The organism is Rathayibacter sp. AY1B5 (genome assembly GCF_002932795.1).
GTDB lineage: Bacteria > Actinomycetota > Actinomycetes > Actinomycetales > Microbacteriaceae > Rathayibacter.
The window spans coordinates 13,625-37,850 of the sequence record NZ_PSWM01000004.1 but is presented as its reverse complement, the minus strand read 5'-3'; the positions used below and the strand labels follow the sequence as shown (position 1 = coordinate 37,850).

Genomic DNA, 24,226 nt, shown 5'->3' with positions numbered 1-24,226 from the left:
CCCGAACGTGGTAAACGTGTGCGTGCCGCGACCGCTCCGTTGTGCGTGCCGGACCACTCCGGTGCGGACGTCGAGACCGCTCCGATGCGCGTGCCGGGACCGCTCCGGCGGACGCCGGGACGCCGCGGGGAGCGTGCAGGTCGCGGTCAGCGGTCCTGCGGGTCGCCGCCGAGCTGGCCGATGGCGGGGAGGGGGCCGCCGTCGTCGGCGCCGGTGCGGCGCCAGCGGGCGATGGCGTTGCCGAGGTGGTAGATCACGAGGGCGGCGCCGGCGCCGAGGACGATGCCGCCGAGCTCGAAGCCGCCGGAGGAGAACGAGAAGCCGGCGATCGCGATCACGAGGGAGACCGCGGCCGTGTACTGGTTGACCGGGCGCGAGAAGTCGACGCGGTTGTCGATCCAGATCTTGATGCCGATCACGCCGATGAGGCCGTAGAGCGCCGTGGTCGCGCCGCCGAGGACTCCGGCCGGGATCGAGTTGAAGACGGCGCCGACCTTGGGCGAGAGGCTGAGCAGGATCGCGGTGACGCCGGCGACCCAGTAGGCGGCCGTCGAGTACACGCGGGTGGCGGCCATCACTCCGATGTTCTCGCCGTAGGTCGTGGTGCCGGAGCCGCCGAAGGCGCCGGAGAGGGTGGTCGCCACGCCGTCCGCGATCAGCGCCCGGCCAGTGCTGGCGTTGGCGGAGGCGTCGGTCATCGTCGCGACGCCGCGGACGTGTCCGACGTTCTCGGCGATGAGGACGAGCACGACCGGCAGGAACATCGCGATGCCCGACCACGTGGATCCGGAGGCGAAGTCGGGGAAGGTGAACGGCGGCAGGCCGAACCAGTCGGCCGCACCGACCGCGGAGTAGTCGATCTCGTTCCGCAGCAGGGCGACGACGTAGCCGATGACCACGCCGAGGAAGATCGAGACGCGGCCGAGGAAGCCGCGGAGGAACACGCTCGACAGGATGATCGCGGCGAGCGTGATCGTCCCGGTGATCGGCGCCTGCTTGAAGCTGAGGTACGCGGTCGGAGCCAGGTTGAACCCGATCAGGGCCACGATCGCGCCGGCGACGACCGGGGGCATCAGCCTGTCGATCCAGCCGAGGCCGACGACCTGCACGAGGACGCCGACGGCGGCCAGGAGCAGGCCCACGGCGACGACTCCGGCGAGCGCCGACCCCGTCCCTCCGACAGCGGTCGCGGCCGTGACGGGCGCGATGAACGCGAAGCTCGAGCCGAGGTAGCTGGGGAGCCGGTTGCGCGTGATCAGGAGGAACAGCAGCGTCCCGACTCCGGAGAAGAGCAGGGTCGTGGCGACCGGGAACCCGGTGAGCACGGGCACGAGGAACGTCGCCCCGAACATGGCGACGACGTGCTGGATGCCGATGGCGATCGTGGCCGGCCAGGCGAGCCGCTCGCCCGGGGCGACGACGGCGCCGGGCTCGACGGTGCGGCCGTCTCCGTGCAGGGTCCAGATGGGCATGGGGCTCCTCGGCGGGGAAGGGAGGCGGGGGTCGAGGTTCACAGTAGCGAGGGGTCTGGCCGTGCCGCGGCACCCGACCTACGATCGGGCCATGGACGGTGCGCGGCGTCTCGGCGAGGACGAGTTCTCCGCGCACCTCGCCGAGCGGGTCGCGCGGATCCGCGGGTCGTTCGGCGATCTCCCGCTCTGGGCGGTCTCGGGCTGGAGGGGTCCGCGACTGCTGGCGGAATGGGCGCTGACCGGCGGCCCGCGGGGGCTCTCGTTCCTCGCCGACGACGCGGTGCCGGGCGGGGCGGGCCCCTCCGTCGAGATCCGCACGACCCTCGGCGATCCGCGGCACGACGTCGCGCTGCTCTGCTGCCGGGAGGAGGCGCCCGTCTCGTTCGTGCAGCCGGAGGCGCTGCCCGCGCCCACGCGGATCACGGAGATCCCGGTCGACGGGGCTCCGGAGCCCTTCGAGGTCTGGGAGGGAGCCGGGGCCGTGCGCGCCGCCGCGTGGGTGCGGGGGCACGTCCTCACGCTGGAGTGCCGCGGAGTCGATCTGGACGCTCTCGCGCTGGATGAGGTGGACGACATCGAGCCGTTCGTGGCCGGGTGGCTGGAGTTCGTGAGCGCCGCGAGGCCCTGAGTGCCGACCCGCGCGCCCGCGCTGCTGGGAGAGCGCGGAGTCCCGCCCGGCGCGCCGGTGAAAGATGTGCGCCGATCCTGGACAGGAGGGAGCATGAGGCACATGCCAGCTCCCCTCGCGGGTCCCGACCGGTTCGCCGCGGTCGCCGCCGCGGTCGCCGATCCCGTCCGCCGCTACCTCTGGCGGCGCACCGACTCCGCCACCGCCGACGACGTGCTCGCCGCGACGCTCTCGGTGCTCTGGCGCCGCAGCGCCGACGTCCCCGAGGACGATCCTGTGCCGTGGGCGATCGGCGTCGCCCGGCTCCAGCTGCAGAACGCCCGGCGGATGCAGCGCCGCCAGGTGATGCTCGCCCAGCGGATCGCGGTCGTCGATCCGCCCCAGGTGCAGATCGACGAGGGCGAGGCCTCGGGCGCCGAGGAGACCGTGCGCCTCGTGCTCGCCCGGATGCGCGAGCAGGACGCCGAGCTGCTGCGCCTCTGGGCGTGGGAGGAGCTCGACGTCCGCGGGATCGCCGCGGTCCTCGGAGTCACGGCGAACGCCGTCTCGATCCGCCTGCACCGCGCGCGGCGCCGCTTCGCCGAGCTCTACGACTCCATCGACCCGCACGCGCCCGAAGGGGGACTCCGATGACCGGAACCGACGACGAGGACGTCCGCCGCCTCCTCCGCACGGTCGACCCCGCGCGGAGCCTCCCCGCGCTCGACCGCGACGAGCTCGCCGAGCAGATCGCCGCCGCCACCGGCGAGGGCGCGCGGACGGTGCACTCCCGCCGCCGGTCCCCCTGGCTGATCGTGGGAGTCGGCGCGCTGAGCGCCGGGGCCGCCGCCTCCCTCCTGCTGCCCTTCGCGCTCGGGGTGGGCGGGGGCAGCACCTCGACGCTGATCCTGCCGAGCACGGGCGGGCCGATGGCGGCGTGCTCGCCGGTGACGGCCGCCGCGCTGGCCCCCGCTCAGCTCGCGTTCCGGGCGGAGGTCCGCTCGATCGACGGGAGCACCGTGACCCTGCACGTGCTCGAGCGCTACGCGGGCGAGGTCGGCGACGGCGTCACGGTCACGCAGGGCAGGGAGACCGCGGTGGACGGGGCGCCGATCGTCTTCGAGACCGGGGTCGACTACCTGGTCGCGGCCGACGGCGACACGATCCTGACCTGCGGGCTCAGCGGCGAGAGCTCCCCCGAGCTCGCGGCGCTGTACCAGGAGGCGTTCTCGCGCCAGTAGGCGGAGGCGGCTAGCGCCCCGGGCGGGCGGTGGCAAGGGCCTCCCCGATCGGGGGGAGCGTCGCGCAGGCTGAGGCAGGGCCGCTCGGCCCTCCCCCCTCCGGTCGCCCGGCGGCGCCCGCGGGCTCCCGGCGACGCCGCCCCGCCCGCCCCGCAGGAGGCCCGCATGCCGGTGTTCCGGCTCCTCGAACCGCTCCACGCCGCCGGTGTCGCGCTCGCCGACCTCGCGAGCGATCGGCTCCGCCTCCACGGCGACGGCTCCGACGTCCGCATCACCGCCGTGACCGTCGCGCACACCGAGGCCTGCCCCGGCGCCCTCTTCGCCGCGCTCCCCGGCAGGAGGAGCCACGGGGCCCGATTCGCTGCCGCCGCGGCGGCAGCGGGCGCGGTCGCCGTGCTCACCGACGCGGGCGGGCTCGACGAGGCCCGCGCCTCCGGACTGCCTGTCCTGCTCAGCGACGACCCCCGCACCGCCCTCGGCCCGGTGGCCGCGCAGGTGTACGGCACGAGGAGCGGACCGGTGCTCCTCGGCGTGACGGGCACCAACGGCAAGACCAGCACCGTGCACCTCCTCGACGCGGTGCTCCGGCAGCTGGGCGTCGTCTCGGGGCTGAGCTCCACCGCCGAGCGCCGCAGCGCCGACCACGTGGTCGCCAGCCGCCTCACCACGCCCGAGGCCTCCGAGCTGCACGCGCTCCTCGCCCGGATGGCGGAGGACGGCGTCGAGGCGGCGGCGATCGAGGTCAGCGCTCAGGCGCTCGTGCGCTCGCGGGTGGAGGGGATCGTGCTCGACGTCGCCGGCTTCACCAACCTCAGCCACGACCACCTCCACGACTTCGGCGACCTGGACGAGTACCTCCGCGCCAAGCAGCGCCTCTTCACGCCCGAGCGGAGCCGCCGCGGCGTGGTGGTCGTCGACACCGAGGCGGGGCGCCGGGTCGCCCGCGAGGCCTCGGTCCCGGTCGTCACGCTCTCAGCCGGGGACGGAGCCGACTGGCGGATCGACGTGCTCGAGACCGCGGTGGACCGCACCCGCTTCCGGCTCACCGCCCGCGACGGCTGGTCGACGACCACCTCCGTCCCGCTCCTCGGACGCCACATGGCCTCGAACGCCGCCCTCGCGCTGGTGATGCTGATCGAGGCGGGGCACTCGCGCGACCTCGTCGCCGCGGCGGTCGGCTCCGGGATCGACGTCACCGTGCCCGGGCGGACGCTGCTCGTGTCCGGGGCCGACGGGCCGCGGGTGTTCCTCGACTTCTCGCACACCCCCGACTCGGTCGCGCGCACCGTCGACGCTCTCCGCGAGGTGACGCCCGGCCGCGTGCTCGTCCTCCTCGGCGCCGACGGCGACCGCGACCCGAGCAAGCGCGCGCCGATGGGCCGGGCCGCTGCCGAGCGCGCCGACCTGGTGATCGTCACCGACCACCACGCGCGCTTCGAGGACCCGGCGCGCATCCGCCGCGCCCTGGTCGACGGCGCCCGCCGCGTCGAGCGCTGCGAGGTGCTCGAGATCGCGGAGCCGGCCGACGCCGTCCGCGCCGCTCTGCGCCGGGCCGGCCCGTCCGACTCCGTCCTCTGGGTCGGCCCCGGCGACACCGACTACCGCGTGGTCGGCGCCGACGACCTCCCCTACTCCCCCCGCGCCGACACGGCCCGCGCGCTGGCCGAAGCCGGCTGGAGCGTCGACCTGCTTGACTGACCGGGTGTTCTCGACCCTGCCGGTGCGACGCGTGCAGGCCCGCCCCGAGCATCCCGCCGACCTCGCACGCTGGCCCGCGACGCTCGCGCCGGTGCGGCAGGTGCTGGCCGAGGGCTGGGACCTCGGCCCGGTGACAGTGATCACCGGCGAGAACGGCTCGGGCAAGTCGACACTGCTCGAGGCGGTCGCCCTCGCCTATGGGCTGAACGCGGAGGGCGGATCCACGGGTGCGATGCACTCCTCCCGCGTCTCGGAGTCGGACCTGGCCGAGCACCTCCAGCTGGTCCGCGGGGCCGGCGCGTCCAAGCGCGGCTTCTTCCTCCGAGCCGAGACGATGCACGGCTTCTTCAGCTACCTGGAGGAGGTGGGGATCGACGGCGGGTACCACGAGCGGAGCCACGGCGAGTCGTTCCTCGACATCGTGGCGAACCGCTCCCGGATCAGCGGGCTGTGGCTCCTCGACGAGCCGGAGTCCGCCCTCTCGGTGTCGGGCTGCCTCGCCCTGATCGGGCAGCTGCGCGACCTGGTCGCCGACGGCTCCCAGGTCGTCCTCTCCACCCACTCGCCGATCCTCGCCGCCCTCCCCGGAGCCGACCTCTACGAGCTCGACGAGACGGGCCTGCGCCCCTGCCGCTACGACGACCTCGACCTGGTGCGGACCTGGCGCGGCTTCCTCGACCAGCCTGCCCGCTTCCTGCGGCGGCTGGAGTAGACCGGCGCTCCGTCGCTGGGGAATGAGCCGGTCCTGGCCACAGCGGAGTGAGAACGTCGATGCTGCGGCCTGTTCCCGCGCATCCGGAGCCGCCCGGACGGATCCGTCCTCCGTCGTGAACACGGTCACGCCGCGGAAGCCGCTCGGATAGTGGGCAGGGGGCAGTTTCAAGGGGCCTCTCGGCCGATCCGGTTCACAACGGAGGAAGGATGTCGGCGGAGCAGCCTGTTCTCGCGGATCCGGAGCCGCCCGGACGAATCCTTCCTACGTTGTGGACAGAACCGGACCTGGTGCTGCGCCGGGCTTCGCCGAGGCCCTCCGATAGTCGGCCGCTTCGGGGAGCCTTCCGCGACCGACCCTGTTCACAACTCAGGAGGAACGTCGATCCGGCGACCCGTTCTCGCGGATCCGGAGCCACCCGGACGAATCCTTCCTGAGTTGTGGACACGATCCTGCCGCGGGCGCCCGCTCGGACCGCAGGCGAGGGGCTGTTCCGAGGGGCGCCTCGGTCGATGCGGTTCATAACGGAGGAAGGATGTCGTCCGAGCAGCCTGTTCTCGCGGATCCGGAGCCGGTCGGACGAATCCTTCCTACATTGTGGACAGAACCGGACCCGGTACGTCGCCGAAGGGACGACCGTCGGCGGGCCGCCCCGTACTCGCGGATCCCGAGCCGGCCGGACGGATCCCCTCCTCCGGCACGAGCACGGTCAGGCCGCGGAGGCCGCCGTCGGCCGTGCGGACCGGGGCGCCCAGCCCACTGCGATCGCGGCGCCGGCGAGCGCGAGCTGTCCGAGCGGCGGCAGGACCGCCGAGACCAGGGATCCGTCGCCGCCGGAGGTGACGAAGGTGTCGGCGACCGACATCCCGAAGCCGAACCCGGCGAAGAAGCGGAAGACGACGGCACCGGCGACCAGGGCGAGCATGAGCACCGCGATCCGCCGCGGCGTGAGCGGCGACCTCCGGCCGACCAGGGCGCCGACCGTCACGACGATCGCGGCGGCCGTCCAGAACGCGGCCCACCCGGTGACCCAGATCGCGTGGGAGCCGAGTTCGAAGCCGTCGCGCTCGGCCATGGTCGCGTAGATCTCCGTCAGTGCCACGCCCGGGACCTTCGCCTGCGGATTCCAGACCAGCAGGTCGACGGCGCCCACCACCGTGATGCCCGCCACGAGCGCGAGGCCGGCGAGGGCGACGGGGAGGCGCTGGGCGCGGGTCGCGGTCCGCGGCGCGAGGGCGATGGTCCGCGAGCCGCCGAGGACGATCACACCGCAGACGAGGCCGGCGAGCGAGACGGGCAGGCCGACGAGGGCGAGGGGTCCGGGGAGGAGGAGGCCGGCCGCGGTGAGCACCGGGCCGACGACGGCGGCGACCAGGGAGATCCGCGCGAGCAGCGTGCGAGCAGAGGCGGCGGCGCCCAGAAGGAGGAGCGCGCCGAGGACCGCGACCGCGACGGCGGCGACGAGCACCGCGATCTGCACGGCTCCGACGGCGGCCAGGGCGGAGGCGGAGGCGGCACCCGGCTCGGGGACGATCCCGCCGCCGGTCAGCGCGATGCCGCTGAGCATCAGGGCGGCCGCGGCGAAGAGCGCGAGTCCGCGGCGGGCGAGGCGGCGCGGGAGGGTGCCCCGTGCTTCGCCGGTGTGCGCGGGCAGGTCGCGGTCGACGCTCACGAGCAGGGCGAGCGCTCCGAGGACGACGCCGCGACGGGGCAGGCCCAGCTCGGCGGCCCCGGCCAGGTCGGCACGCCACTCCTCGAGATAGCGCTCCCGGGCGAGCGGGGGCAGGAGCAGCGACAGGAGCCGCAGGAGGGCGCTCATGCGGTCGCCCCCGCCGCTCGCGGCGCCGTCCGCGCGGTCGATCGGATCCGCTCGACCGCGGCCCGGGCTGCCGGGGCGCCCTCCGCGGTCAGCTCGTAGAGCCGGCGACGCGGGCCGCTCCGCTCACTCGCCGCCTCCCACTCCGAGACCACCCAGCCCGCTCCCTCGAGCCGCTCCAGGATCGGGTAGACGCTGCCCGCCGGTCGCCCGGTGGCCTTGATCACGACCATGCCCCAGGTGGGGCCGTCGGAGTCGAGGAGGGTCCGGAGGACGTCGGCGGTGGCCGGGGTGAGGCGAGGGAGTGGCTGCACGGGAGCGACGCTACCTATATAGAGATAGCGGGGTCAACACAGGCGGGACGACATCTCTAGGTAATAGCGCTCTCTGGATTCTCAGCTGCCTGTCAGCCTCTGACATACTCCGCAGATGACCGAGTTCAACCCCGCCGTATTCTCCGGCTCCGCCCCCTCCGCTCCGAAGAAGACCGGCAACGGGCTGGGCCTCGCCTCCCTCATCATCGGAATCCTCGCGCTCATCGGCGCCCTCATCCCGATCGTCAACTACGCCTCGGGCTTCCTCGCCTTCATCGGACTCGTCCTCGGCATCATCGGCCTCTTCCTCAAGGGCCGCTCTCGCGGCACAGCCATCGCCGGCACCGTCCTCAACGTGATCGCGCTGGTCCTCTCGATCATCCTCGCCGTCGTCTACACGGCCGGATTCGCGAGCGGCGTCTCGAACGCGATCGCCACCGCGCAGGCCGAGAGCTCCGAGGCCGCCGCCGTGCCGCGCACTCTCGTCTATGAGGTCACCGGCGCGGCTACCGCGGCCTCCATCACTTGGTCGACCTACGACGGAGGAACCTCCGGCTCCGAGCAGGCCACTGGCCAGGCGCTCCCCTTCACGAAGGAGCTGCAGGTCCAGACCGGAGGCGACTTCACCTTCCAGAGCTTCACACTGACCGCCTCGAACGGCATCGACGACGAAGGCGAGATCAGCTGCCGGATCACCCTCGACGGCGAAGTCATCGCCGAGCAGACCAGCACCGGGGCCTTCGCGTCGGCGCTCTGCTCGGCGACCCCGGAGTAGCCGCCGTGCGTGAAGCCCTTTTTCCTGCACTCCTAGTGCGGCAACGCTCCTCCTGACTGCCTGCACGGCTTCCGCGCCCGCAGGAGCTCCGGCCGAGTCGACGACCCCTGAACCTGCGGCGCCCGCGACACCTGCGTTCGTCGAGCTCGACACCGCACAAGCGGCGTCCCGTTGTCTCGATCTCGTCTGCCCCAACGACATCGCGATCAAGAACCTGAGCGACGCCCTCTCCTCCGGCGAGGACGAGCTTCTGAACGGTGGCGACCCGGACCCTTCCGGCGTGGACGCCGCGGCATCCGCTCGGCTCGATCTGACAAGACGGACACTCACGCTCCGGGACGACTCGTCCTACCACTGGCCGATCGATGTCTCCGAGCAGATCGCGACGATCCGCGGCTCCTACCTCGCCGAGATGTCCACTCTCAACACGATGGCCGACTCGGCCGATTTCAGTCACGCCTATTACTCGACGTTCCCTGAGGCCACGACTGAACAGCAGAGCGCCGGACAAGAGGTCCGCTCTGCGCTGGGCATCGATCCGGACACGGTCGCCAGCTGTGTCGGGCACGGGAACGGGATCGACGCTCTGACGTCCGAGAATAAGCAGCGGGATGCCGGAGCGTAGCGCCTGATCGAGAGGCGGCGATCGGTGGGCCCGTGTTCCCGGGGACGGTCGAAAAGGGGACCGAAGGCTCCGACGGCGACCAGGCGACGTGTTCGCAAGCGGGAGCCCTCGCGCTGACCGTGCGGCGCCGGCCCTCGCGCCGCTAGCCGGAGCCCGCACGCAGAACGTCGGCTGAGAGCAGCCGCCCTCCGCCCTCGGGGGACGGCGGGCACTCTCAGCCGACGTTCTGCGCGCGAGCGCGGGGACTACTTGCGGAACATCCGCGCCGTGGTCTCGAAGAGGCCCTTCACGGGGCGCTGCTGCTCGCCCTGCTGGGCGCCGAGGACGATGATGACCGCGGTCAGCACGGGGATCGCCCACTGGGTGACCTTCTGCACGCGGAGGGCCGTGGTCAGCTCCTGCGAGTTCTGCTCCGACGCCTCGGTCACGCCGGGGGCGCCCTCGTCGGCGTGCTTGGCCTGCGTCGCTCCGGCGACCGCGGCGATCACCGAAGCGGCGCCGGCGAGGCCGGTCACGACGGTCTTGACGACCGTGTTCGTGCGGCTCTCCTGCTGGTTGGCCAGGCGGGTCTTGTTGGCGAGGACGAGGCCGATGCCGCCGACGCCGTGGGCGGCGATCGCGGCGAGCTGCACGGGGGTCCAGCGGGCCCAGCCGTTGGAGGAGAGGCGGAGGCGCTCCGCCGGGTCGGACGAGGTGGACGCGGCGCCGTTCAGGCCGACGGCGCCCATGAGCGAGCCGCCGAACCAGGCGGCGGCTCCGAGGTCGTGGAGACTGCGGACGAGAGTGTTGCGGGAGGGCATGTGGGCCTCTTCTCTGCCGGCGGCGGACGCCGGCGGCGGTCGGCTGGTGCGGACCCCTCCGACGCTACGCGCGCCCCGGAACCGCGCACGGGGCTTGACCTCTCCCCCTCCGACACGCTCCGCTGGAGGTCACCGACCGACCCGAGGAGCCCCGCGATGCCCACCGATGACGAGAAGCGGACGACCCGCGACGAGTTCCACGACGCCGTGAACATGACGGCGAAGGAGCTCGAGGACTGGCTCGGCACCGACGAGTCGAAGGAGGTCGGCCAGAAGCCGGAGGGCGGCGGCGAGTCCGTCGGCCACGAGAGCGGCCGGCGGATCGTCGAGCTGCTCGGCACGAAGCAGGCCGACCTGAGCGACGACGACTACGCCCACATGACGAAGGTCGTCGGCTACGTGCACCGGCACGCGAAGCAGCGTCCCTCGGGCGACGTCACCGAGACGAAGTGGCGCTACTCCCTGATGAACTGGGGCAACGACCCGCTGAAGTGACGGATCCGCCGACGTGACTGTCCGGCCGCGTCAGGCCGTCGCGGCGCTCCCGTCGACCTCGCCGATGACGCCGTCCGTCACCGTCACGATCGCGCAGTTCGGGTAGCCCCGCTGCGGCCGGTGCGCGGGGTCGAGCGTGCGGAGGATGCTCCCCAGCACCGCCCCGTGCGTCACGACCAGCACGTCGCCGTGCTCCGCCGCCGGCACGAACCGCGCGATCGCGGCCTCCACCCGGGCGCGTACGGTGGGACCGCTGTCGGCCCGGCCCGAGGGGTCGTGCCGGTGGATGGCGTCGAGCACCGAGTCGAGCCCGGCGTCGGTCATCCGCGGCCAGTCGGCGGAGGAGGGCACGTAGGAGTAGCCGTGGTCGGCGAACACCGGCTCCCAGAGCGAGGCGTTGGGCTGCCCCTCGAAGGCGCCGAAGTGCCACTCGCGGAGCTCGACCATCGGCTCGGCCTCCAGCGACGGGTGCCCGGCGAGCGCCGCCGCCGCCGTGGTGCGGGTGCGGGTGAGGTCGCTCGTGAACGCCGCGACGAGCGGCACGCCGCACATCCGCTCGCCGAGGGCCGCCGCCTGGCGCTCGCCGCGCTCGGTCAGCGGCGAGTCGCACCAGCCCTGCAGCTGGCCGGCGACGTTGAAGAGGGTCTCGGCGTGGCGGACGAGGTGGATCGTGCCGCTCACGGGCGCGCGCTCGCGGGCGTCGTCGGACGGGCAGGGGTCGTGCGGTGCATGCGGTTCTCCGGGGTCAGCGCGCTACTCCGGAGCGGCGCGCGCGATGTGGAGGGCCAGGAAGGCGACCTCCTCGTTGGGCAGGGCGGCCTGGTACTCGGCCGCCACGAAGGAGCGGACCCGCTCGGCGGACGCGACCGCGCGCGGGTAGCGGGCGCTGAGGCTGGTGAAGAGGAAGTCGTCCTCGCTCTCGAGCAGGCCGCCCGAGAAGAAGCGCTCGGCGAAGTACTGCAGGTGCGCCACGAAGCGGGCGGAGCGGAGGTCGTCGCGGTCGAGCGCGGCTCCGCTGGAGTGCTGGATGATCGCGGTCACCGAGCGGATGAGCTGCACGATCCGGAGCGAGTCGATCCCGACCTTGCCGAGCTCCGCGTTGGCGAGGTGGAACGCGACGTTCGCGGCCTCGTCGGCGGGCAGCTCCACGCCGAGGCGCTCGCGCATCCGGTCGACCGCCCGCTCCCCCACCGCGTACTGCACGGGGTAGACCGTCCGCATCTCCCAGGCCAGCCGGTTGGCGACCGAGAGCCCGCGCCGCTGCCGCTCCACCGCGAAGTGCAGGTGGTCGGTCAGCGCGAGGTAGACGTGCGGGTCCAGCCGCAGCCCCTGCTCCTCCGCGTCGGCGACGACCGCGCGGGTGAGCTCGACGAACTCCGGCGGGATCTGCGCCAGGAGCTCGACGAGGTTGCGCTGATCGGAGTCGTCCAGGGCCACGAACACCTGGTCGACGCTCGAGGCCTCGATCGCCTCGCCGGCCTTCGCTCCGAAGCCGATCCCCCGCCCCAGGAGCACGCGCTCGACGCCGCGCTCGTCGACGACGAGGACGACGCTCGAGTTGAGCACCTTCTTGATGGTCTGCATGCGTGTCTCCGTCGACGGCCGCGTCAGGGCTGGGGTGGGGGTGGCGGGGCCTCTGCCCGGAGAGCCGGACGGGGCCTCCGGGCAGAGGAGGATCATCCTAGATCCGCGCCGTTCGAGGCGATGACCTTCTGGTACCAGAAGAAGGAGTCCTTCCGGTAGCGCTCGGTGCTGCCGTGGCCGAGGTCGTCCATGTCGACGTAGACGAACCCGTAGCGCTTCGAGATCTGCGAGCTGGAGGCGCTGATCAGGTCGATCGGCGCCCAGCTGACGTAGCCGAGCAGCTCCACGCCCTCGTCCACCGCCTGGATCATCTGCTCGAAGTGCGCGCGGAAGTAGTCGATCCGGTACGGGTCGTGGATGCGGCCGTCCTCGGTGAGCTCGTCGCGCATCCCGAGCCCGTTCTCGACGATGAACAGCGGCTTGCCGTAGCGGTCGTAGAGGTCGATCAGCGAGATCCGCAGGCCGACGGGGTCGATCTGCCAGCCCCACTCGCTCGACTCCAGGAACGGGTTCTTGACGCCGAGGACCGTGTTGCCGGGGGTGCGCTCGGCGTCGGGGCGGACCGACTCCGTCATCGACATGTAGTAGCTGAACGAGATGAAGTCGACCGGGTGCTCACGCAGCAGCTCGACGTCGCCCGCCTCGAACGGGATCGCGACCCCGCGGCTCTCGAGCGCCCGCAGCGCCAGGCGCGGGTAGGCGCCGCCGGCCTGCACGTCGGTGCAGAGGTAGAGCATCCGCTCCTTCGCCTGCGTGGCCGCGACGTCGTCGGGGTGGCAGGTGTTGGGGTAGGTGGTCAGCATCGTGAGCATGCAGCCCATCCGCGACTCCGGCCACAGCTCCTTCAGGATCTTCGTGACCGAGGCGGAGGCGACGAACTGGTGGTGCAGCGCCGTGTAGCAGGCCTGCTCCACGCTGCCCTCGACGGTCTCCTCGATGATCCCGCCCGAGGTGAACGGGTGGCGGATGATGCCGTCGATCTCGTTGAAGGTCAGCCACATGTCGACGAGGTGGCCGAAGCGCTCGAAGCAGGTGCGGGCGAAACGCTCGAACAGCCCGATCGTGCGGCGGTCGACCCAGCCGTTGTGCTTCAGCGCGAGCGCGAGGGGCGGGTCGTAGTGCGCGAGCGTGACCAGCGGCTCGATCCCGAGGCGCCGCATCTCGGTGAAGAGGGCGAGGTAGTAGGCGATGCCCTCCTCCAGCGGCTCCGCCTCCTCCCCCGTCGGGTAGAGGCGGGTCCAGGCGATCGAGACGCGGAGGGTGGTGAAGCCCATCTCGGCGAAGAGCGCGAGGTCGCCGGGGTAGCGGTGGTAGAAGTCGATGCCGCGGCGCTTGGGGTAGTACTCGGTGTCGTCGTCGGCCATCGCCGCCGTGATGCTCTCCACCGTGTTCTGGTGGTGGATCGCGTACTCCTTCGGGTCCGCCTTCGGCTTGTAGGAGGCGACGTCGCTGACCGCCGGGCCGCGCCCGCCCTCGCGCCACGCGCCCTCGACCTGGTTGGCGGCGAGGGCGCCGCCCCATCGGAATCCGTCAGGAAGCGCCATCGGCGAGCTCCTTCTCTTTCTGCGTCACGGTCATGATCCGGTCGCCGGCGGTGATCCGCTCGGCGGCCTCGACGAGCACGGTGTACTCGGCGGAGTTGGTCACGAGCACCGGGGTCGTGGTGTCGTAGCCGGCCGTGGTGATCGCGGCCAGGTCGGCGGTGAGGAGCAGCTGTCCGGCCTCGACCCGGTCGCCGACCGCGACGTGCGCCTCGAACGGCGCGCCGTCGAGCTGCACCGTGTCGATGCCGACGTGGATGAGCACCTCGACGCCGTCCGTGCGGCGGAGGCCGACCGCGTGGCGCGAGGAGAGCAGCGCGATGACCTCGCCCGCGAACGGCGCCCGGACGGCTCCGTCGGTGGGGCGGATCGCCAGCCCCTCGCCGAGCACGCCGGCCGAGAACACGGGGTCCGGCACCTCCGAGAGAGGGATGACGGAGCCGGTGAGCGGCGCCTGCAGCGCGAGCGGGCTCCCGGCGTCGGCCGCCACGTCGCCGAGCGCCTGGACGCTGGCGGAGGCGTCGTCACGCCAGATGACGAAGGAGACGACGAACGAGACGGCGACCGAGATCAGCAGGCCGATCACGGCGTTGAGCAGGTTCCAGGGGTTCAGCCCGTCGATGAACATCGAGATGCTCGCGACGCCCGGGCTGACCAGCGCGAACGCGGCGACCTGCGTGGCGCCGATGTAGGCGCCTCCGACGACGCTGCCCGTGATGACGGAGACCAGGGCGCGCTTGTTCTGCAGCGTCACTCCGTAGAGCGCCGGCTCGGTGATCCCGAAGAGAGCCGAGAGGCCGCCCGAGAAGGCCGTGGCGCGGAGGGTCGCGCTCTTGGTGCGCAGGGCGATCGCGAGGCTGGAGCCCGCCTCCGCCGCGTTGTGGGCGAGCGAGGAGGCGAGGTAGAAGGTGTCCTTGCCCGCGCTGGCCATCGTCGCGATGGTCGGCGGGATGAACGCCTTGTGCATGCCCACCGAGATGATCAGCGGGAGCACTCCGGCCAGCAGCGCGACGGCCACCCAGCCGAGTGCGCCGTAGAGGCCGATCATCGCGCCGGTGAGCATCGAGCCGAGCCAGTAGCCGAGGGGGCCGAGCAGGAAGATCGTGGCGGGAGCGACGATCACCAGGCACATCAGCGGGACGTAGAAGGTGCGGATCGGGCCCCACGAGTGCTTCGTGAAGAAGCGCTCGACGACCGAGAGCAGCAGCACGGCCAGGATCGCCGGGAACACCTGCGCGTTGTAGGCGATGACCGGCACCGGGACACCGAAGAGCGCGACTCCGCCCTCCTGGTTGAGCAGCGTCGTGAACGCCGGGAAGACCAGGACGCCGACGAGCCCGAGCGCCAGGGGCCGGTTCACGTCGAGCTTCTTCGCGCTCGTGTACGCGACGAGCAGCGGCAGGAAGCCGAACACCGCGTCCGGGATGGCGGACAGCAGCTTGAAGTTGTCGCTCGCGGGGTCGAGCCAGCCCAGCGCCGAGGCGAGGACGAGGAACGACTTGAAGATGCCGGCGCCCGCGATGGCCGGGATGATCGGCGTGAAGACGCTGACCACGAAGTCCATGATCGTGGCGCCGAGGCGCTTGAGGGACCGCGGCTGCTTCGCCTGCACCGTGGAGGCGGTGGTGCCGCCGCGCAGCTTCTCGACCGCCGCGTACATCTCGCTGACGCCGCTGCCGACGATGACCTGCGTCTGCGGGCCTGTGACGACGCCGATCACGCCGGGCACCGCCTTCAACGCCTCGACGTCGGCCTTCGCGTCGTCCGCCAGCGCGAACCGCAGACGGGTCGAGCAGTGCTGCAGCTTCGCGACGTTGGCGGCGCCGCCGACGTGCTCGAGGATCGCCTTCGCGCTCTCCTGGGTACTCATGGGTACTCCTCCGGGTGTGTGGGGACGCGCGCTTCCCTGCGCTCTGCTGCCCGGCCGTCCGTCGCCGTCCCCGCTCCCTCCGGCACCGTCATCGGTGCCCCGGAGGAGCGTCAGGAGGCGTCCGGGCACAAAAAAAGGACCCGACGATGCTGCTTGCGCGTTTCGTCGGATCCTGCCTGCACGACCAGTCACATGTCCGTGAGGGAACGTAACACGGGGGTGGGTGGGGCGTCAAAGAGCGTGGTCGTGGGACGGCCATCGCGTACGAGGCGAATGGTGCACCGGTGTCGGCATGATGGACGCGTGGACACTCTCGACGTCGTTGCGGCGGTCATCAGCGATCGCGGTCGAATTCTTGCCTGCCGTCGGCGGGCGGACAAGGCGTCCGGTGGGCTCTGGGAATTTCCGGGTGGCAAGATTGAAGCTGGAGAAACGGCTGAGGTCGCCCTCGCGCGGGAGATCCGCGAGGAACTGAGCGTGGCGATCGAGGTCGGCCCCAAGCTGACGTCAGACGAAACGGAGGTCGGCGCTCTCACCATTCGGTTGCACTGCTTCCGAGCCGTGGTTCGCGGCCCACATCCCACGGAGAGCACCGACCACGACCAACTCCTCTGGCTGCTTCCGAGCGAACTTCCCGGACTTGAGTGGGCCCACCCCGATTTGCCGGCCGTTCGGCTTCTTTCCTCTACGGATCGATGAGGTCGAAGCCCTCGTCAGACCTGAACGCTGTGATGATCGAGAGGCTGCGGATGAGATCCAGCATGTCCTCTTCCGGCCGACCGGGAAGCAGGATGACGGGGACTGCCGCGTAACCCTGGCGCTGCGCAAGATGGGCATAGTCGAGCACCTGGCCGATGGCCATGCGGACGAAGGACCGGGCGGTCGACTTCTTGGCTTCGACAATCCAGCCGCTTGATCGGACGTAGAGGTCTGGCTCGACCCGTGAGCTGCCGACCGGGAGCGTCAGACGACTGGGCGGCGTACCGTTCTCGGTCAGCCAGAGCCCAAAGTCTGACTGCAGCTCGAACTCGATTCGGGAGACAACCCGGTCATCGAGAGGGCTGACATCCGCACCCGCGATGACGATGTCGGAGTGCTCGGGAGGCGTCCAGTCGCCGAGCGTTGCAGTGGACTCCTGCGTGCCGCCGTACGTCGGCAGCCGAGTGATGTCCGCCGCGAGCGGCAGGAGAGTGAAGATGATGCCGCGTCGCTGCGTCCCTACGGTGTCCGGGATGATCTCCCACCGGTAGGTGGGAGTCCCTGTCGTGAAGGCACCGATGTAGGTCACGCTTGTTCCCTGCACCGTGAAGAGCCGAAGAACCCGCCCATCCTGCGCCGCGTCCCGAAGGGCCTTGTTGCCGCGAAGAAAGACCTGGTCACCGACCTGCCCTTCTCCCGTGTAGGAGTAGGACCCGTCCTCGCGAAGTCCCTCAAATCGGTCGTAGCCATACCGAGCTCCCTTCGCCGGATCGGTGAAAATGAAAATTTCGCGGAGCGCTCGCGGCGTCACGATCCCCTGCTGCTGCTGCCCGCCGTAGGCGCGGTGGATATCACGCCGAAGGACTTGGTCGCCCACTTCCAAGGTGAACCGACGCTCCGTGGTGTCTCGTCGAAGCAGACGGGAACGGACAGTCTCCGCCTGCTCCTCGGTCAGATCCCACCGGGATTCCTCAGGGGGAAGAGTTCCGAAGGAGGAGCGGAGGAGGCTTCGAATCCGACGCTGGGAAACGCCCAGTTCAAGCGAGAGCGTGGCGGGAGTAACGGGAGGCATCTCGTGAGACTAAGAATGCTCGACGTACCTTCTGTCGAGATGCACTCGTGTTAGCGACAGAGTTGCTCAGCTTGCGTAATTGCCGGACGTTCTACCGTATCGGTCCCAGTAATGAGGTCACGGACAAGACCATTTCTCACTATTGTGAGGGAGACAGGAACGCTGATGCGGTCACATCTGCCGTTTTAAAGCGCCGGGACGACCTTCCACCAGAGAAAAAGTTCTCCCCCTCACTCCCCGCACCCCGCCAGCACCGCCTCCGACGCCGCCCGGTCCCGGGCGTCGATCCCGAGCCCGTACTCGCCCAGCACCGCCACGAACTGCTTCACGTATCCGCAGCGCAGCTCCGCGGCCGGCGGCAGCCACTGCCCCGGACCGGCGTCGCTCTTCGCGCGGTTGGTCTGCTCGGAGGCGGCGACGAGGTTCGCGGGGTCGTTCGCGAAGGCGAGGCGCTGGCCGTCCGTCCACGACCAGGCGCCGTGGTGCCAGGCCCAGCCGAGGGCGACGACGTGGTCGATCTGCACCAGGCGGGAGGTGTCGGTCCCGGAGACGAAGGCGACCGAGGCGCCGTCGTAGGGGTCGATCAGGGTGCCGGTAAGGACCTTGCAGTCGCGGGTGCCGGGCTTGAACACGGGGCCGAGCAGGTCGCGGCCGAGGACGTCGTTGCGGGTGTCGCAGCCGTTGCGGTCGACGTCCGACCACGCCTGCCCGAAGAGGTCGCGGTCGTAGGGGACGGCGGCGGGGCCCTCGACGGCGGGGAGAGCGGCCAACGTCGCGAGGGACGGAGTGGACGGGGCCACTACCGGAGCGGACGGCTCGACGGCCGCGGGCGAGCTGCTCGGCGCGGGAGCAACAGGACCGCTCGACCCCGCAGACGCCCCGGCCGAGGAGGACACCGCCTCCGGTCCGCCTCCTCCCGCCGTCTCCGACAGCGCGACGGCTGCGACGGCGAGCGCCGCGGCCCCCAGCAGAGCGACGATCGCGCCGGCCCGTCGACGAGGGCGCCGGCGCACGGGGGCGGCCAACCTGTAGCGCATGATCGACCCCTCCTGCGACGAGACCCGCGATGCGGTCGAGGCGACGCGCCTCCTCAGTATGCGGAGCGACCGGCCCCGGGCCCGGTGGTTCGGCGGAGCGTCGGGGAGGACACGGCCGCGCGGAGCGACGGCGTCGCCGGCCGGGATCGAGCCTCCCGGAGGCGGCCTCGTCGCGCCCGCGCCGGCGACCCGCGCCTGCTTGACTGCTCCCATGGAGATCTTCATCGGAGTGGTCGGCCTGCTCGGCGGGCTGGTCATCGCCGGGCTCGCGGTCGTCGCGGTGGTCATCGGGCGGCGGCGGGCGGTGCCGGCGTCGCTGGTCGACGTGGAGGTGCGGCTGACGCACGCTGGGGACGACTGGTGGCGGGTGGGCGCGCGCGTGCGCAACTCCGGCCGCTCGCTCGTGCCGGTGACGAGCTTCAGCGACGGGCGGCCGATCGCGGTCGACCTCGGCGGGGCCGTGTCGGCGGAGTGGTACGGGTCGGCTCCCCGGTCGGACGCGTGGCGGATCGATCCGGCGGTCGGGCTCCTCCTCGGGCCCGTCGCGCTGGAGCGCGGGGCCGACCTGGGGGCGACGATCGTCGTGCGCGGGCGCCCGCAGGTGCGGATCGACGCGCCGCTGCGCTACGTGCCGGTGCGCGAGAACGTGATCGAGTCGCAGACGCCGGACGCCGCTCCGGTCTGGGGCGTGTCCGAGGCCGTGTCCGCTCCGGCAGCAGCGCCGGCGTCCGCTCCCCCGGCGCCGATCCGGCCGCGTCAGCAGCGTCCGATGGACGCCGACCCGTCACGTCCCGAGCGCGAGAGCGTCCTCCGCGGCGGCTTCGGGGTGTGGGCGGCCATGATCGCGGGCGGCGCCGGAGCCGTCGGGGTCGCGATCGGCATCGCGCTCGAGCTCGCCGGCGTCGAGGCGTCAGGGCTGGGCGGCGCGGGCATCATCCTGATCGCGGCCGGCTTCCTCGGCCTGGTCGGCACCCTCGGGGTCCGGCTGCTGCGCCGCTGGCTCGAGCCGCCGGCCCTCTGGCGGACGCCGGCGCAGCGCCTCCGCCGGCCCGGGACGATCACCGTCCTGATCCTGAGCTACGCGGGGCTGGCGCTGTTCTGCACCGAGTTCGCAGCGCAGTCGGTGACGGGCGACACGACCTGGGTAGCCGGTGTCGCCGTGCTGATGCTGATCGCCGCGCTGATCGGGATGGGGCTCGTCGGGTTCCTCCGCCTGGTGGTCCTGCTCGGCGTGCGCCGCGCCTCCCGGGAGACCCCGTGACCCGTGAGGTCGTCGTCGTCGGAGCCGGCCTGGTCGGAGCGGCGACCGCCCGCGCCCTCACCGAGCGCGGCGATCGCGTGGTGCTCGTCGAGCAGTTCGACCGGGGCCACGACCGCGGGTCCTCCCACGGCGAGACGCGCATCTTCCGACGCGGCTACCTCGAGGACGACTACCGCGCCCTCACCGGACGGGCGGGGCGCGCCTGGGCACGGCTCGAGGCGGAGACCGGGCGCCGCCTGCTGCACCCGGTCGGTGCGCTCGACCACGGCGACTCCTCCGTCCTCGCCGGGATCGAGGCGGCACTCCTGCGCGACGGGATCCCCGTGGTGCGGATCGAGGCAGGCGAAGCGGAGCGGCGCTGGCCGGGACTCCGCTTCGAGACGGACGTCCTGCTGCATCCCGAGGGCGGACGCCTGGACGCGGCGGCCGCGATCGACGCGATGCTCGACTCCGCCCTCGGACGCGGCGCCGTCCTCCGGACGCGGACGCGCGTGCTGGGGATCGAGGAGCGCGCCGACGACGTGCGCGTGCTGACCACCGACGGCGCTCTCGACGCCGACGCGGTCGTCGTGGCCGGCGGGTCCTGGACGCCCCCGCTCGTGGACGACCTCGTCCGCGCTGCCGGCCGACGCCTCCCTCCGCTGCGCGTCACGCAGGAGCAGCCGGCGCACTTCACGACGGACCTGCCCTTCGACTCGTGGCCGAGCTTCGCCCACCACCGCGCGGGCCTGCCGGTGGTCTACGGACTCTCGACTCCCGGGGTCGGAGTGAAGGTGGGCGAGCACAGCACCGGAGTCGTCGTCGATCCGGACGAGCGCACCTTCGAGCCCGAGCCCGGAGCACTCGCCCGCCTCGTCGGCTACGTCGCGGAGTGGATCCCGGGCGTGGACGCGGCGAGCGCCGCTCCGATCAGCTGCCTCTACGACAGCACGCCCGACGAGGACTTCGTGCTCGACCGCGTGGGCCGCGTGACCCTGGCGACCGGGTTCTCGGGGCACGGCTTCAAGTTCGGACCGGTCCTGGGCGAGCTGCTCGCGGACCTCGTCGCCGGCGGAGCGGCGCGGGAGCGGTTCCAGCTGCTGCCTGCGTAGGGCGGCTGCTGCGTGCGGTCGGCGGGCCGGGTGCTGCCGGAGGGGCCCACCGGGTCCTGAGCTTCGGCTTCCGCGGAGGGAGCCGCGATGCCGGAGCGCGGCCGTCCTCTCAGCGGCTCCCGCGGTGCGTCCGACGCTGCCCGTCCGACTCCAGGAGCACCGCATCGTTCCAGTCGCTCCCCGCCTCGGGAGGACGGACCAGCGCGGGCGGGCGCCGGGCGACCGCGACGACGATCAGCGCTCCCAGCATCACGAGGGCGGCGGTCAGGAGGGGCGACGCGACCGTGAAGAGCGCCTGCCGCACGTAGAGCTCCGGCGGCACCGTGACCGAGTCGCCCTGGTACTGGTTCGGCAGCAGGAGGACCACGACCGGGAGCGCGAGCACCGCGGCCCAGAGGACGACGGTGACCGCGACGGCGGCGGCCCAGAGAAGTCGGACGCGGATCATCGGCGCGGCGCCCTCAGCAGCGGCACGACGACCGAGAGGCCGAGCGCGACCAGGCCGACGGTGAGGCAGGGTCCGATCGCGTTGTCGCTGAGCACGCGGAGGTACTGCTCGGGCCCGAACTCGTCCTGCGACGGCGAGTAGTCGTACCAGCTGTGGGAGCTGTGCCAGAGGGCGAGCAGTCCGATGAGGACGCTGACGGCGCCGACGACCGCCAGGGCTCCGGCGATGCGGCGCGTGGGGAACGCGGTGCTGATGCCGGAGTCGAGGTCGGCGTCGGTCGCGTCGCGACGGTCGCCGGAGTCGGGTGCCGCGTCGCGGGGAGCGGAGTCGGGTTCGGCGGGGAGCGGGACTGTCGGCTCGGTCGGGAGTGGGACGGATGGCTCCGAGGGTCGGGGCGCGGTCGGCTCCGCCGGTGCCGGGACGGCCCGGACTGCTGCTCTCGCGCGCTCGGGAGCGGTGCGTCGGCCGGGGGCTCGGGAGCCGGTCGGGCCGCCGACCGAGCGCACATCCTCCTGCTCGGGAGCGGACCCGCCCGCTCTCCGGACAGCCGATCGCTCAGCGGTCGCGGCCCCGCCCGTCAGGAACGGGGAGCGGAGGCGCTCCTCGCCGCTGCCGCGCCGCTCGGCCTCGCGTCCGTCGTAGCCGCGCTGGAAGCCCGCGTGGTAGCGCGGGTCTGTGCCGCACTCGTCCGTCCCGCCGCTCTCGCGTGGGGAGCCGTCCGCTCCGGTGCTCCGCGCCATGCCGTCCCTCCGCTTCGTGCAGTCGGGCCATCATGTCGCACCTCGCCCGGTGCGGGGAGGTGCCGGGCGGAGCTCGGCTAGCGATCGGCGGAGGCGGCGGTTCAGCGTCCGGCCGCGGTGGTGCGCGACGGAAGGCTGACGATCCCCGCGCCGACCAGCAGCAGGCCGATCGTCACCGCCGTCAGCGCCGGCCAGCCGCCCGCTCCGACCGCCAGGCCGAGGAGCCAGCCGCCGGCGGCCGAGCCCGCGTAGAAGGCGATCGTGTAGACCGCGCCGGCGTGCCCGCGGAGTGCCGGAGCCGCGCGCGCTCCCGTCCAGGCGGCGCCGGTCGCGTGCAGGGCGAAGAAGCCGGCCGTGAAGACGAGGAGTCCCGCGATCACCACGGCGACGTTCTCGGCGAGCATCACCAGCAGCCCGACGATCATCAGGGCGACGCCGATCCGCATGACGAGGCGGGGACCGATCCGCGGCCCCCATCTCCCCGCGAGCCGGGAGGAGACGGTGCCCGCGAGGTAGGCGGCGAAGAGGAGGGAGACGAGCGCGGGCGCGAGCGCGAACGGCGGCGCCTCGAGCCGGAACGCCAGGTAGTTGTAGACCGCGACGAACACACCGACCGCGAGGAACGCCTGCAGCGCGATCGCGACGAGCATCGGATCGCGGAGCACCTGCGCCGTCTTCCCGCGCCAGCCGCCGGGGGCCGCCTCGCGTGCGCCGCCGCCCCGGGGCGCGAGCACGGCGAAGACGATCGCCGCCGCCGCGCACACGGCCGTCACGACGAGCAGCGCGCCGCGCCATCCGAGCGCCGCCGCGAGCGGTCCGGCGAGCAGGCGTCCGGCGGCACCGCCGATCGTGGTCCCGGAGACGTAGGCGGTCGCGGCGGCCGTCGCTCCGGCGCCTCCGACCCGGTCGTGGATGGCCGCGACGGCGAGCGCCGGGACGGCACCGAGCGCCGCTCCCCCGAGGAAGCGCAGGACGAGCAGGAGCTCGAAGGTCGGGGCGACGCAGGCGAGCAGCGCCAGGACCACGGATGTCAGGACCGCGATCCGCATGGACTCGAGCCGTCCGATGCGCTCGGCCACCGAGGCCCACGGCAGCACCGAGAGTGCCAGTCCGAGGGTCGCGGCCGAGACGGTGAGCGCGGCGTCGGACGGGGCGAGGGCCCATTCCCGCGCGAGCTGCGGGAGGACGCTCTGCACGGCGTAGAGCTCGGCGAAGGTCGCGACTCCGGCGGCGAGCAGGGCGGTGGTCAGCCGCCGCTGCGAGAAGGGTGCCGCTCTGCGCATCGGTCGGGTGCGCGCGGCGGTGCTCATGGTTCCGACGGTAGACCGCCTCCGGGTGCATGACTAATGTCCTTTCGCCTGTGGTTCATGCGTTCTGGTCATGTCCCGATCTAGGGTGGTGGCGTGTCCGACGACTGGCCCGCGACCCTCCGCCTCCTGCCCCTGCTCGTCGCTGTCGCTCAGACCGGGAGCGTCACCGCGGCGGCCGCCGAGCTCGGGATCCCGCAGCCGACCGCGAGCCGGTCGCTCGCCCGGCTGTCCGCCCTGGTCGGCACTCCCCTGGTCCGCCGGGAGGGCCGCGGGGTGGTGCTGACGGAGGCGGGGACCCGTCTCGCCGAGGTCGCTCAGGACGGCATGTCGGTGATCCGCGCCGGGCTCGCGGAGGTGCGGCAGGCGGGCGACGTGGAGCACGGCCGGATCGACCTCGCCTTCCAGACGCTCCTCGGGGAGAGCTTCGTACCGGACGTGATCCGCCGGTTCCGCCGCCGCTGGCCGCAGGTGGGCTTCGGGCTCCGTCACGGCTCCCGCGCCCTCTGCCTGCGGGCCGTCGCGGAGGGCGAGTCCGAGCTGGCGATCGTCGCGGATCCGCCCGATCTTCCCGGCACCACCACGACGATCCTCTACTCGGAGCCGCTCCTCGCGGTCGTGGACCCCCGTCATCCGCTCGCCTCGCGGCGCTCGGTCACGGTCGAGGACCTCCGCGGCCTCGACCTGATCATGCTGGCGCCCGGCTACGGCCTCCACGAGTCGGCCCGGCGCCTGCTCGCCGTGGACGGCCGCGACCCGGTTCCCGCGTTCGAGGTCGGCGACTACCGGGCTGCCCGGGGACTCGCGGCGGCCGGCCTCGGACTGACGATCCTCCCGCCGAGCCCGTCCTCGGTCGACGACGACGTCCGCGAGATCCCGATCGACGATCCGGGCGCGAGCCGTGAGATCGGTGTGCTCGCCCGGGACACCGGCAACCCGGTCGTCCCCGAGTTCCTGCGGGCCCTGCACGCCGCGGCGGCTGCCCGGCGCCGGTGACCGCTGCTCGGCTCTGCTGTCAAGC

Annotated in this window: 25 protein-coding genes; 12 read left to right on the top strand and 13 right to left on the bottom strand. The window is 72.5% G+C overall.

The window, feature by feature from the left end; all coding sequences use genetic code 11:
* Window positions 1–146: 146 nt before the first annotated feature.
* Window positions 147–1,472 carry a uracil-xanthine permease family protein gene (locus C5D44_RS04320; RefSeq protein WP_104225956.1) on the bottom strand — a complete coding sequence of 442 codons (1,326 nt, stop codon included), beginning with the start codon at window positions 1,470–1,472 and terminating at the stop codon, window positions 147–149.
* Window positions 1,473–1,563: 91 nt separating this feature from the next.
* Here C5D44_RS04320 and C5D44_RS17880 point away from each other — a divergent pair, with 91 nt between their 5' ends.
* From C5D44_RS17880 to C5D44_RS04295, 5 genes are all read left to right on the top strand, one after another.
* Complete coding sequence (locus C5D44_RS17880) at window positions 1,564–2,100, top strand: hypothetical protein (RefSeq protein WP_181118443.1); 537 nt, start codon at window positions 1,564–1,566, stop codon at window positions 2,098–2,100.
* 102 nt (window positions 2,101–2,202) lie between these two features.
* Window positions 2,203–2,733, top strand: coding sequence for an RNA polymerase sigma factor (locus C5D44_RS04310; RefSeq protein ID WP_104280952.1), 531 nt, complete (start codon window positions 2,203–2,205; stop codon window positions 2,731–2,733).
* A complete protein-coding gene (locus tag C5D44_RS04305) occupies window positions 2,730–3,320 on the top strand; it encodes a hypothetical protein (RefSeq protein WP_104280951.1) in 591 nt (196 codons plus the stop codon). Before C5D44_RS04310 ends, C5D44_RS04305 begins: the two co-directional genes overlap by 4 nt.
* Before the next feature lie 165 nt (window positions 3,321–3,485).
* Window positions 3,486–5,018, top strand: coding sequence for a Mur ligase family protein (locus C5D44_RS04300; protein ID WP_104280950.1), 1,533 nt, complete (start codon window positions 3,486–3,488; stop codon window positions 5,016–5,018).
* Between the two features lie 4 nt (window positions 5,019–5,022).
* On the top strand, window positions 5,023–5,730 hold the full coding sequence (locus C5D44_RS04295; RefSeq protein ID WP_258065247.1) for an AAA family ATPase: 708 nt from the start codon (window positions 5,023–5,025) through the stop codon (window positions 5,728–5,730).
* Between the two features lie 709 nt (window positions 5,731–6,439).
* Here the strand turns inward: C5D44_RS04295 and C5D44_RS04290 are convergent.
* Both C5D44_RS04290 and C5D44_RS04285 read right to left on the bottom strand, forming a co-directional pair.
* Window positions 6,440–7,549: a hypothetical protein gene (locus C5D44_RS04290; RefSeq protein ID WP_104280949.1), complete on the bottom strand. Its 1,110-nt coding sequence runs from the start codon at window positions 7,547–7,549 to the stop codon at window positions 6,440–6,442.
* The gene (locus C5D44_RS04285; protein ID WP_104277296.1) at window positions 7,546–7,860 is read right to left on the bottom strand and encodes a PadR family transcriptional regulator; all 315 of its coding nucleotides are present in this window, start codon (window positions 7,858–7,860) and stop codon (window positions 7,546–7,548) included. The genes C5D44_RS04290 and C5D44_RS04285 overlap by 4 nt, the downstream gene beginning before the upstream one ends.
* A 115-nt stretch (window positions 7,861–7,975) precedes the next feature.
* On the opposite strand from C5D44_RS04285, the gene C5D44_RS04280 reads away from it, so the two are divergent.
* Both C5D44_RS04280 and C5D44_RS04275 read left to right on the top strand, forming a co-directional pair.
* On the top strand, window positions 7,976–8,635 hold the full coding sequence (locus tag C5D44_RS04280; protein WP_104280948.1) for an MmpS family transport accessory protein: 660 nt from the start codon (window positions 7,976–7,978) through the stop codon (window positions 8,633–8,635).
* 280 nt (window positions 8,636–8,915) lie between these two features.
* Window positions 8,916–9,260, top strand: a complete 345-nt coding sequence (locus C5D44_RS04275) for a hypothetical protein (RefSeq protein WP_104280947.1) — start codon at window positions 8,916–8,918, stop codon at window positions 9,258–9,260.
* Window positions 9,261–9,505: 245 nt separating this feature from the next.
* Here C5D44_RS04275 and C5D44_RS04270 read toward each other — a convergent pair whose 3' ends face one another.
* The gene (locus C5D44_RS04270) at window positions 9,506–10,060 is read right to left on the bottom strand and encodes a hypothetical protein (protein WP_104225093.1); all 555 of its coding nucleotides are present in this window, start codon (window positions 10,058–10,060) and stop codon (window positions 9,506–9,508) included.
* A 156-nt stretch (window positions 10,061–10,216) separates the two neighbouring features.
* Here C5D44_RS04270 and C5D44_RS04265 point away from each other — a divergent pair, with 156 nt between their 5' ends.
* Window positions 10,217–10,555, top strand: a complete 339-nt coding sequence (locus tag C5D44_RS04265; RefSeq protein ID WP_104277293.1) for a DUF3140 domain-containing protein — start codon at window positions 10,217–10,219, stop codon at window positions 10,553–10,555.
* A 30-nt stretch (window positions 10,556–10,585) separates the two neighbouring features.
* On the opposite strand, the gene C5D44_RS04260 is transcribed toward C5D44_RS04265, so the two are convergent.
* The 4 genes from C5D44_RS04260 to C5D44_RS04245 form a co-directional block, all read right to left on the bottom strand.
* The gene (locus tag C5D44_RS04260) at window positions 10,586–11,236 is read right to left on the bottom strand and encodes a histidine phosphatase family protein (protein WP_104280946.1); all 651 of its coding nucleotides are present in this window, start codon (window positions 11,234–11,236) and stop codon (window positions 10,586–10,588) included.
* 72 nt (window positions 11,237–11,308) lie between these two features.
* Window positions 11,309–12,139, bottom strand: coding sequence for a PRD domain-containing protein (locus tag C5D44_RS04255; RefSeq protein WP_104280945.1), 831 nt, complete (start codon window positions 12,137–12,139; stop codon window positions 11,309–11,311).
* A gap of 92 nt (window positions 12,140–12,231) precedes the next feature.
* Window positions 12,232–13,683, bottom strand: coding sequence for a glycoside hydrolase family 1 protein (locus C5D44_RS04250; RefSeq protein ID WP_104280944.1), 1,452 nt, complete (start codon window positions 13,681–13,683; stop codon window positions 12,232–12,234).
* Complete coding sequence (locus tag C5D44_RS04245; RefSeq protein WP_104280943.1) at window positions 13,670–15,550, bottom strand: beta-glucoside-specific PTS transporter subunit IIABC; 1,881 nt, start codon at window positions 15,548–15,550, stop codon at window positions 13,670–13,672. Before C5D44_RS04245 ends, C5D44_RS04250 begins: the two co-directional genes overlap by 14 nt.
* 303 nt (window positions 15,551–15,853) lie before the next feature.
* Here C5D44_RS04245 and C5D44_RS04240 point away from each other — a divergent pair, with 303 nt between their 5' ends.
* Complete coding sequence (locus C5D44_RS04240) at window positions 15,854–16,249, top strand: (deoxy)nucleoside triphosphate pyrophosphohydrolase (protein ID WP_258065269.1); 396 nt, start codon at window positions 15,854–15,856, stop codon at window positions 16,247–16,249.
* Here C5D44_RS04240 and C5D44_RS04235 read toward each other — a convergent pair.
* On the bottom strand, window positions 16,236–17,126 hold the full coding sequence (locus tag C5D44_RS04235) for a hypothetical protein (RefSeq protein ID WP_258065268.1): 891 nt from the start codon (window positions 17,124–17,126) through the stop codon (window positions 16,236–16,238). The genes C5D44_RS04240 and C5D44_RS04235 overlap by 14 nt on opposite strands.
* Window positions 17,127–17,551: 425 nt before the next feature.
* The gene (locus C5D44_RS04230; protein ID WP_104280940.1) at window positions 17,552–18,121 is read right to left on the bottom strand and encodes an HNH endonuclease family protein; all 570 of its coding nucleotides are present in this window, start codon (window positions 18,119–18,121) and stop codon (window positions 17,552–17,554) included.
* A 448-nt stretch (window positions 18,122–18,569) separates the two neighbouring features.
* Here C5D44_RS04230 and C5D44_RS04225 point away from each other — a divergent pair, with 448 nt between their 5' ends.
* Both C5D44_RS04225 and C5D44_RS04220 read left to right on the top strand, forming a co-directional pair.
* Window positions 18,570–19,619: a hypothetical protein gene (locus C5D44_RS04225; protein ID WP_146087972.1), complete on the top strand. Its 1,050-nt coding sequence runs from the start codon at window positions 18,570–18,572 to the stop codon at window positions 19,617–19,619.
* The gene (locus C5D44_RS04220) at window positions 19,616–20,710 is read left to right on the top strand and encodes an FAD-dependent oxidoreductase (protein ID WP_104280938.1); all 1,095 of its coding nucleotides are present in this window, start codon (window positions 19,616–19,618) and stop codon (window positions 20,708–20,710) included. The genes C5D44_RS04225 and C5D44_RS04220 overlap by 4 nt, the downstream gene beginning before the upstream one ends.
* Window positions 20,711–20,819: 109 nt before the next feature.
* On the opposite strand, the gene C5D44_RS04215 is transcribed toward C5D44_RS04220, so the two are convergent.
* The 3 genes from C5D44_RS04215 to C5D44_RS04205 all read right to left on the bottom strand — a co-directional run bounded on the left by C5D44_RS04215 (window position 20,820) and on the right by C5D44_RS04205 (window position 23,208).
* A complete protein-coding gene (locus C5D44_RS04215; protein WP_104280937.1) occupies window positions 20,820–21,158 on the bottom strand; it encodes a hypothetical protein in 339 nt (112 codons plus the stop codon).
* Complete coding sequence (locus C5D44_RS04210) at window positions 21,155–21,898, bottom strand: hypothetical protein (protein WP_104280936.1); 744 nt, start codon at window positions 21,896–21,898, stop codon at window positions 21,155–21,157. The genes C5D44_RS04215 and C5D44_RS04210 overlap by 4 nt, the downstream gene beginning before the upstream one ends.
* A 101-nt stretch (window positions 21,899–21,999) precedes the next feature.
* The gene (locus C5D44_RS04205; protein WP_104280935.1) at window positions 22,000–23,208 is read right to left on the bottom strand and encodes an MFS transporter; all 1,209 of its coding nucleotides are present in this window, start codon (window positions 23,206–23,208) and stop codon (window positions 22,000–22,002) included.
* A 93-nt stretch (window positions 23,209–23,301) separates the two neighbouring features.
* Between C5D44_RS04205 and C5D44_RS04200 the strand changes: the two genes are divergently transcribed.
* Window positions 23,302–24,201, top strand: a complete 900-nt coding sequence (locus tag C5D44_RS04200; protein ID WP_104280934.1) for a LysR family transcriptional regulator — start codon at window positions 23,302–23,304, stop codon at window positions 24,199–24,201.
* Window positions 24,202–24,226: the final 25 nt, after the last annotated feature.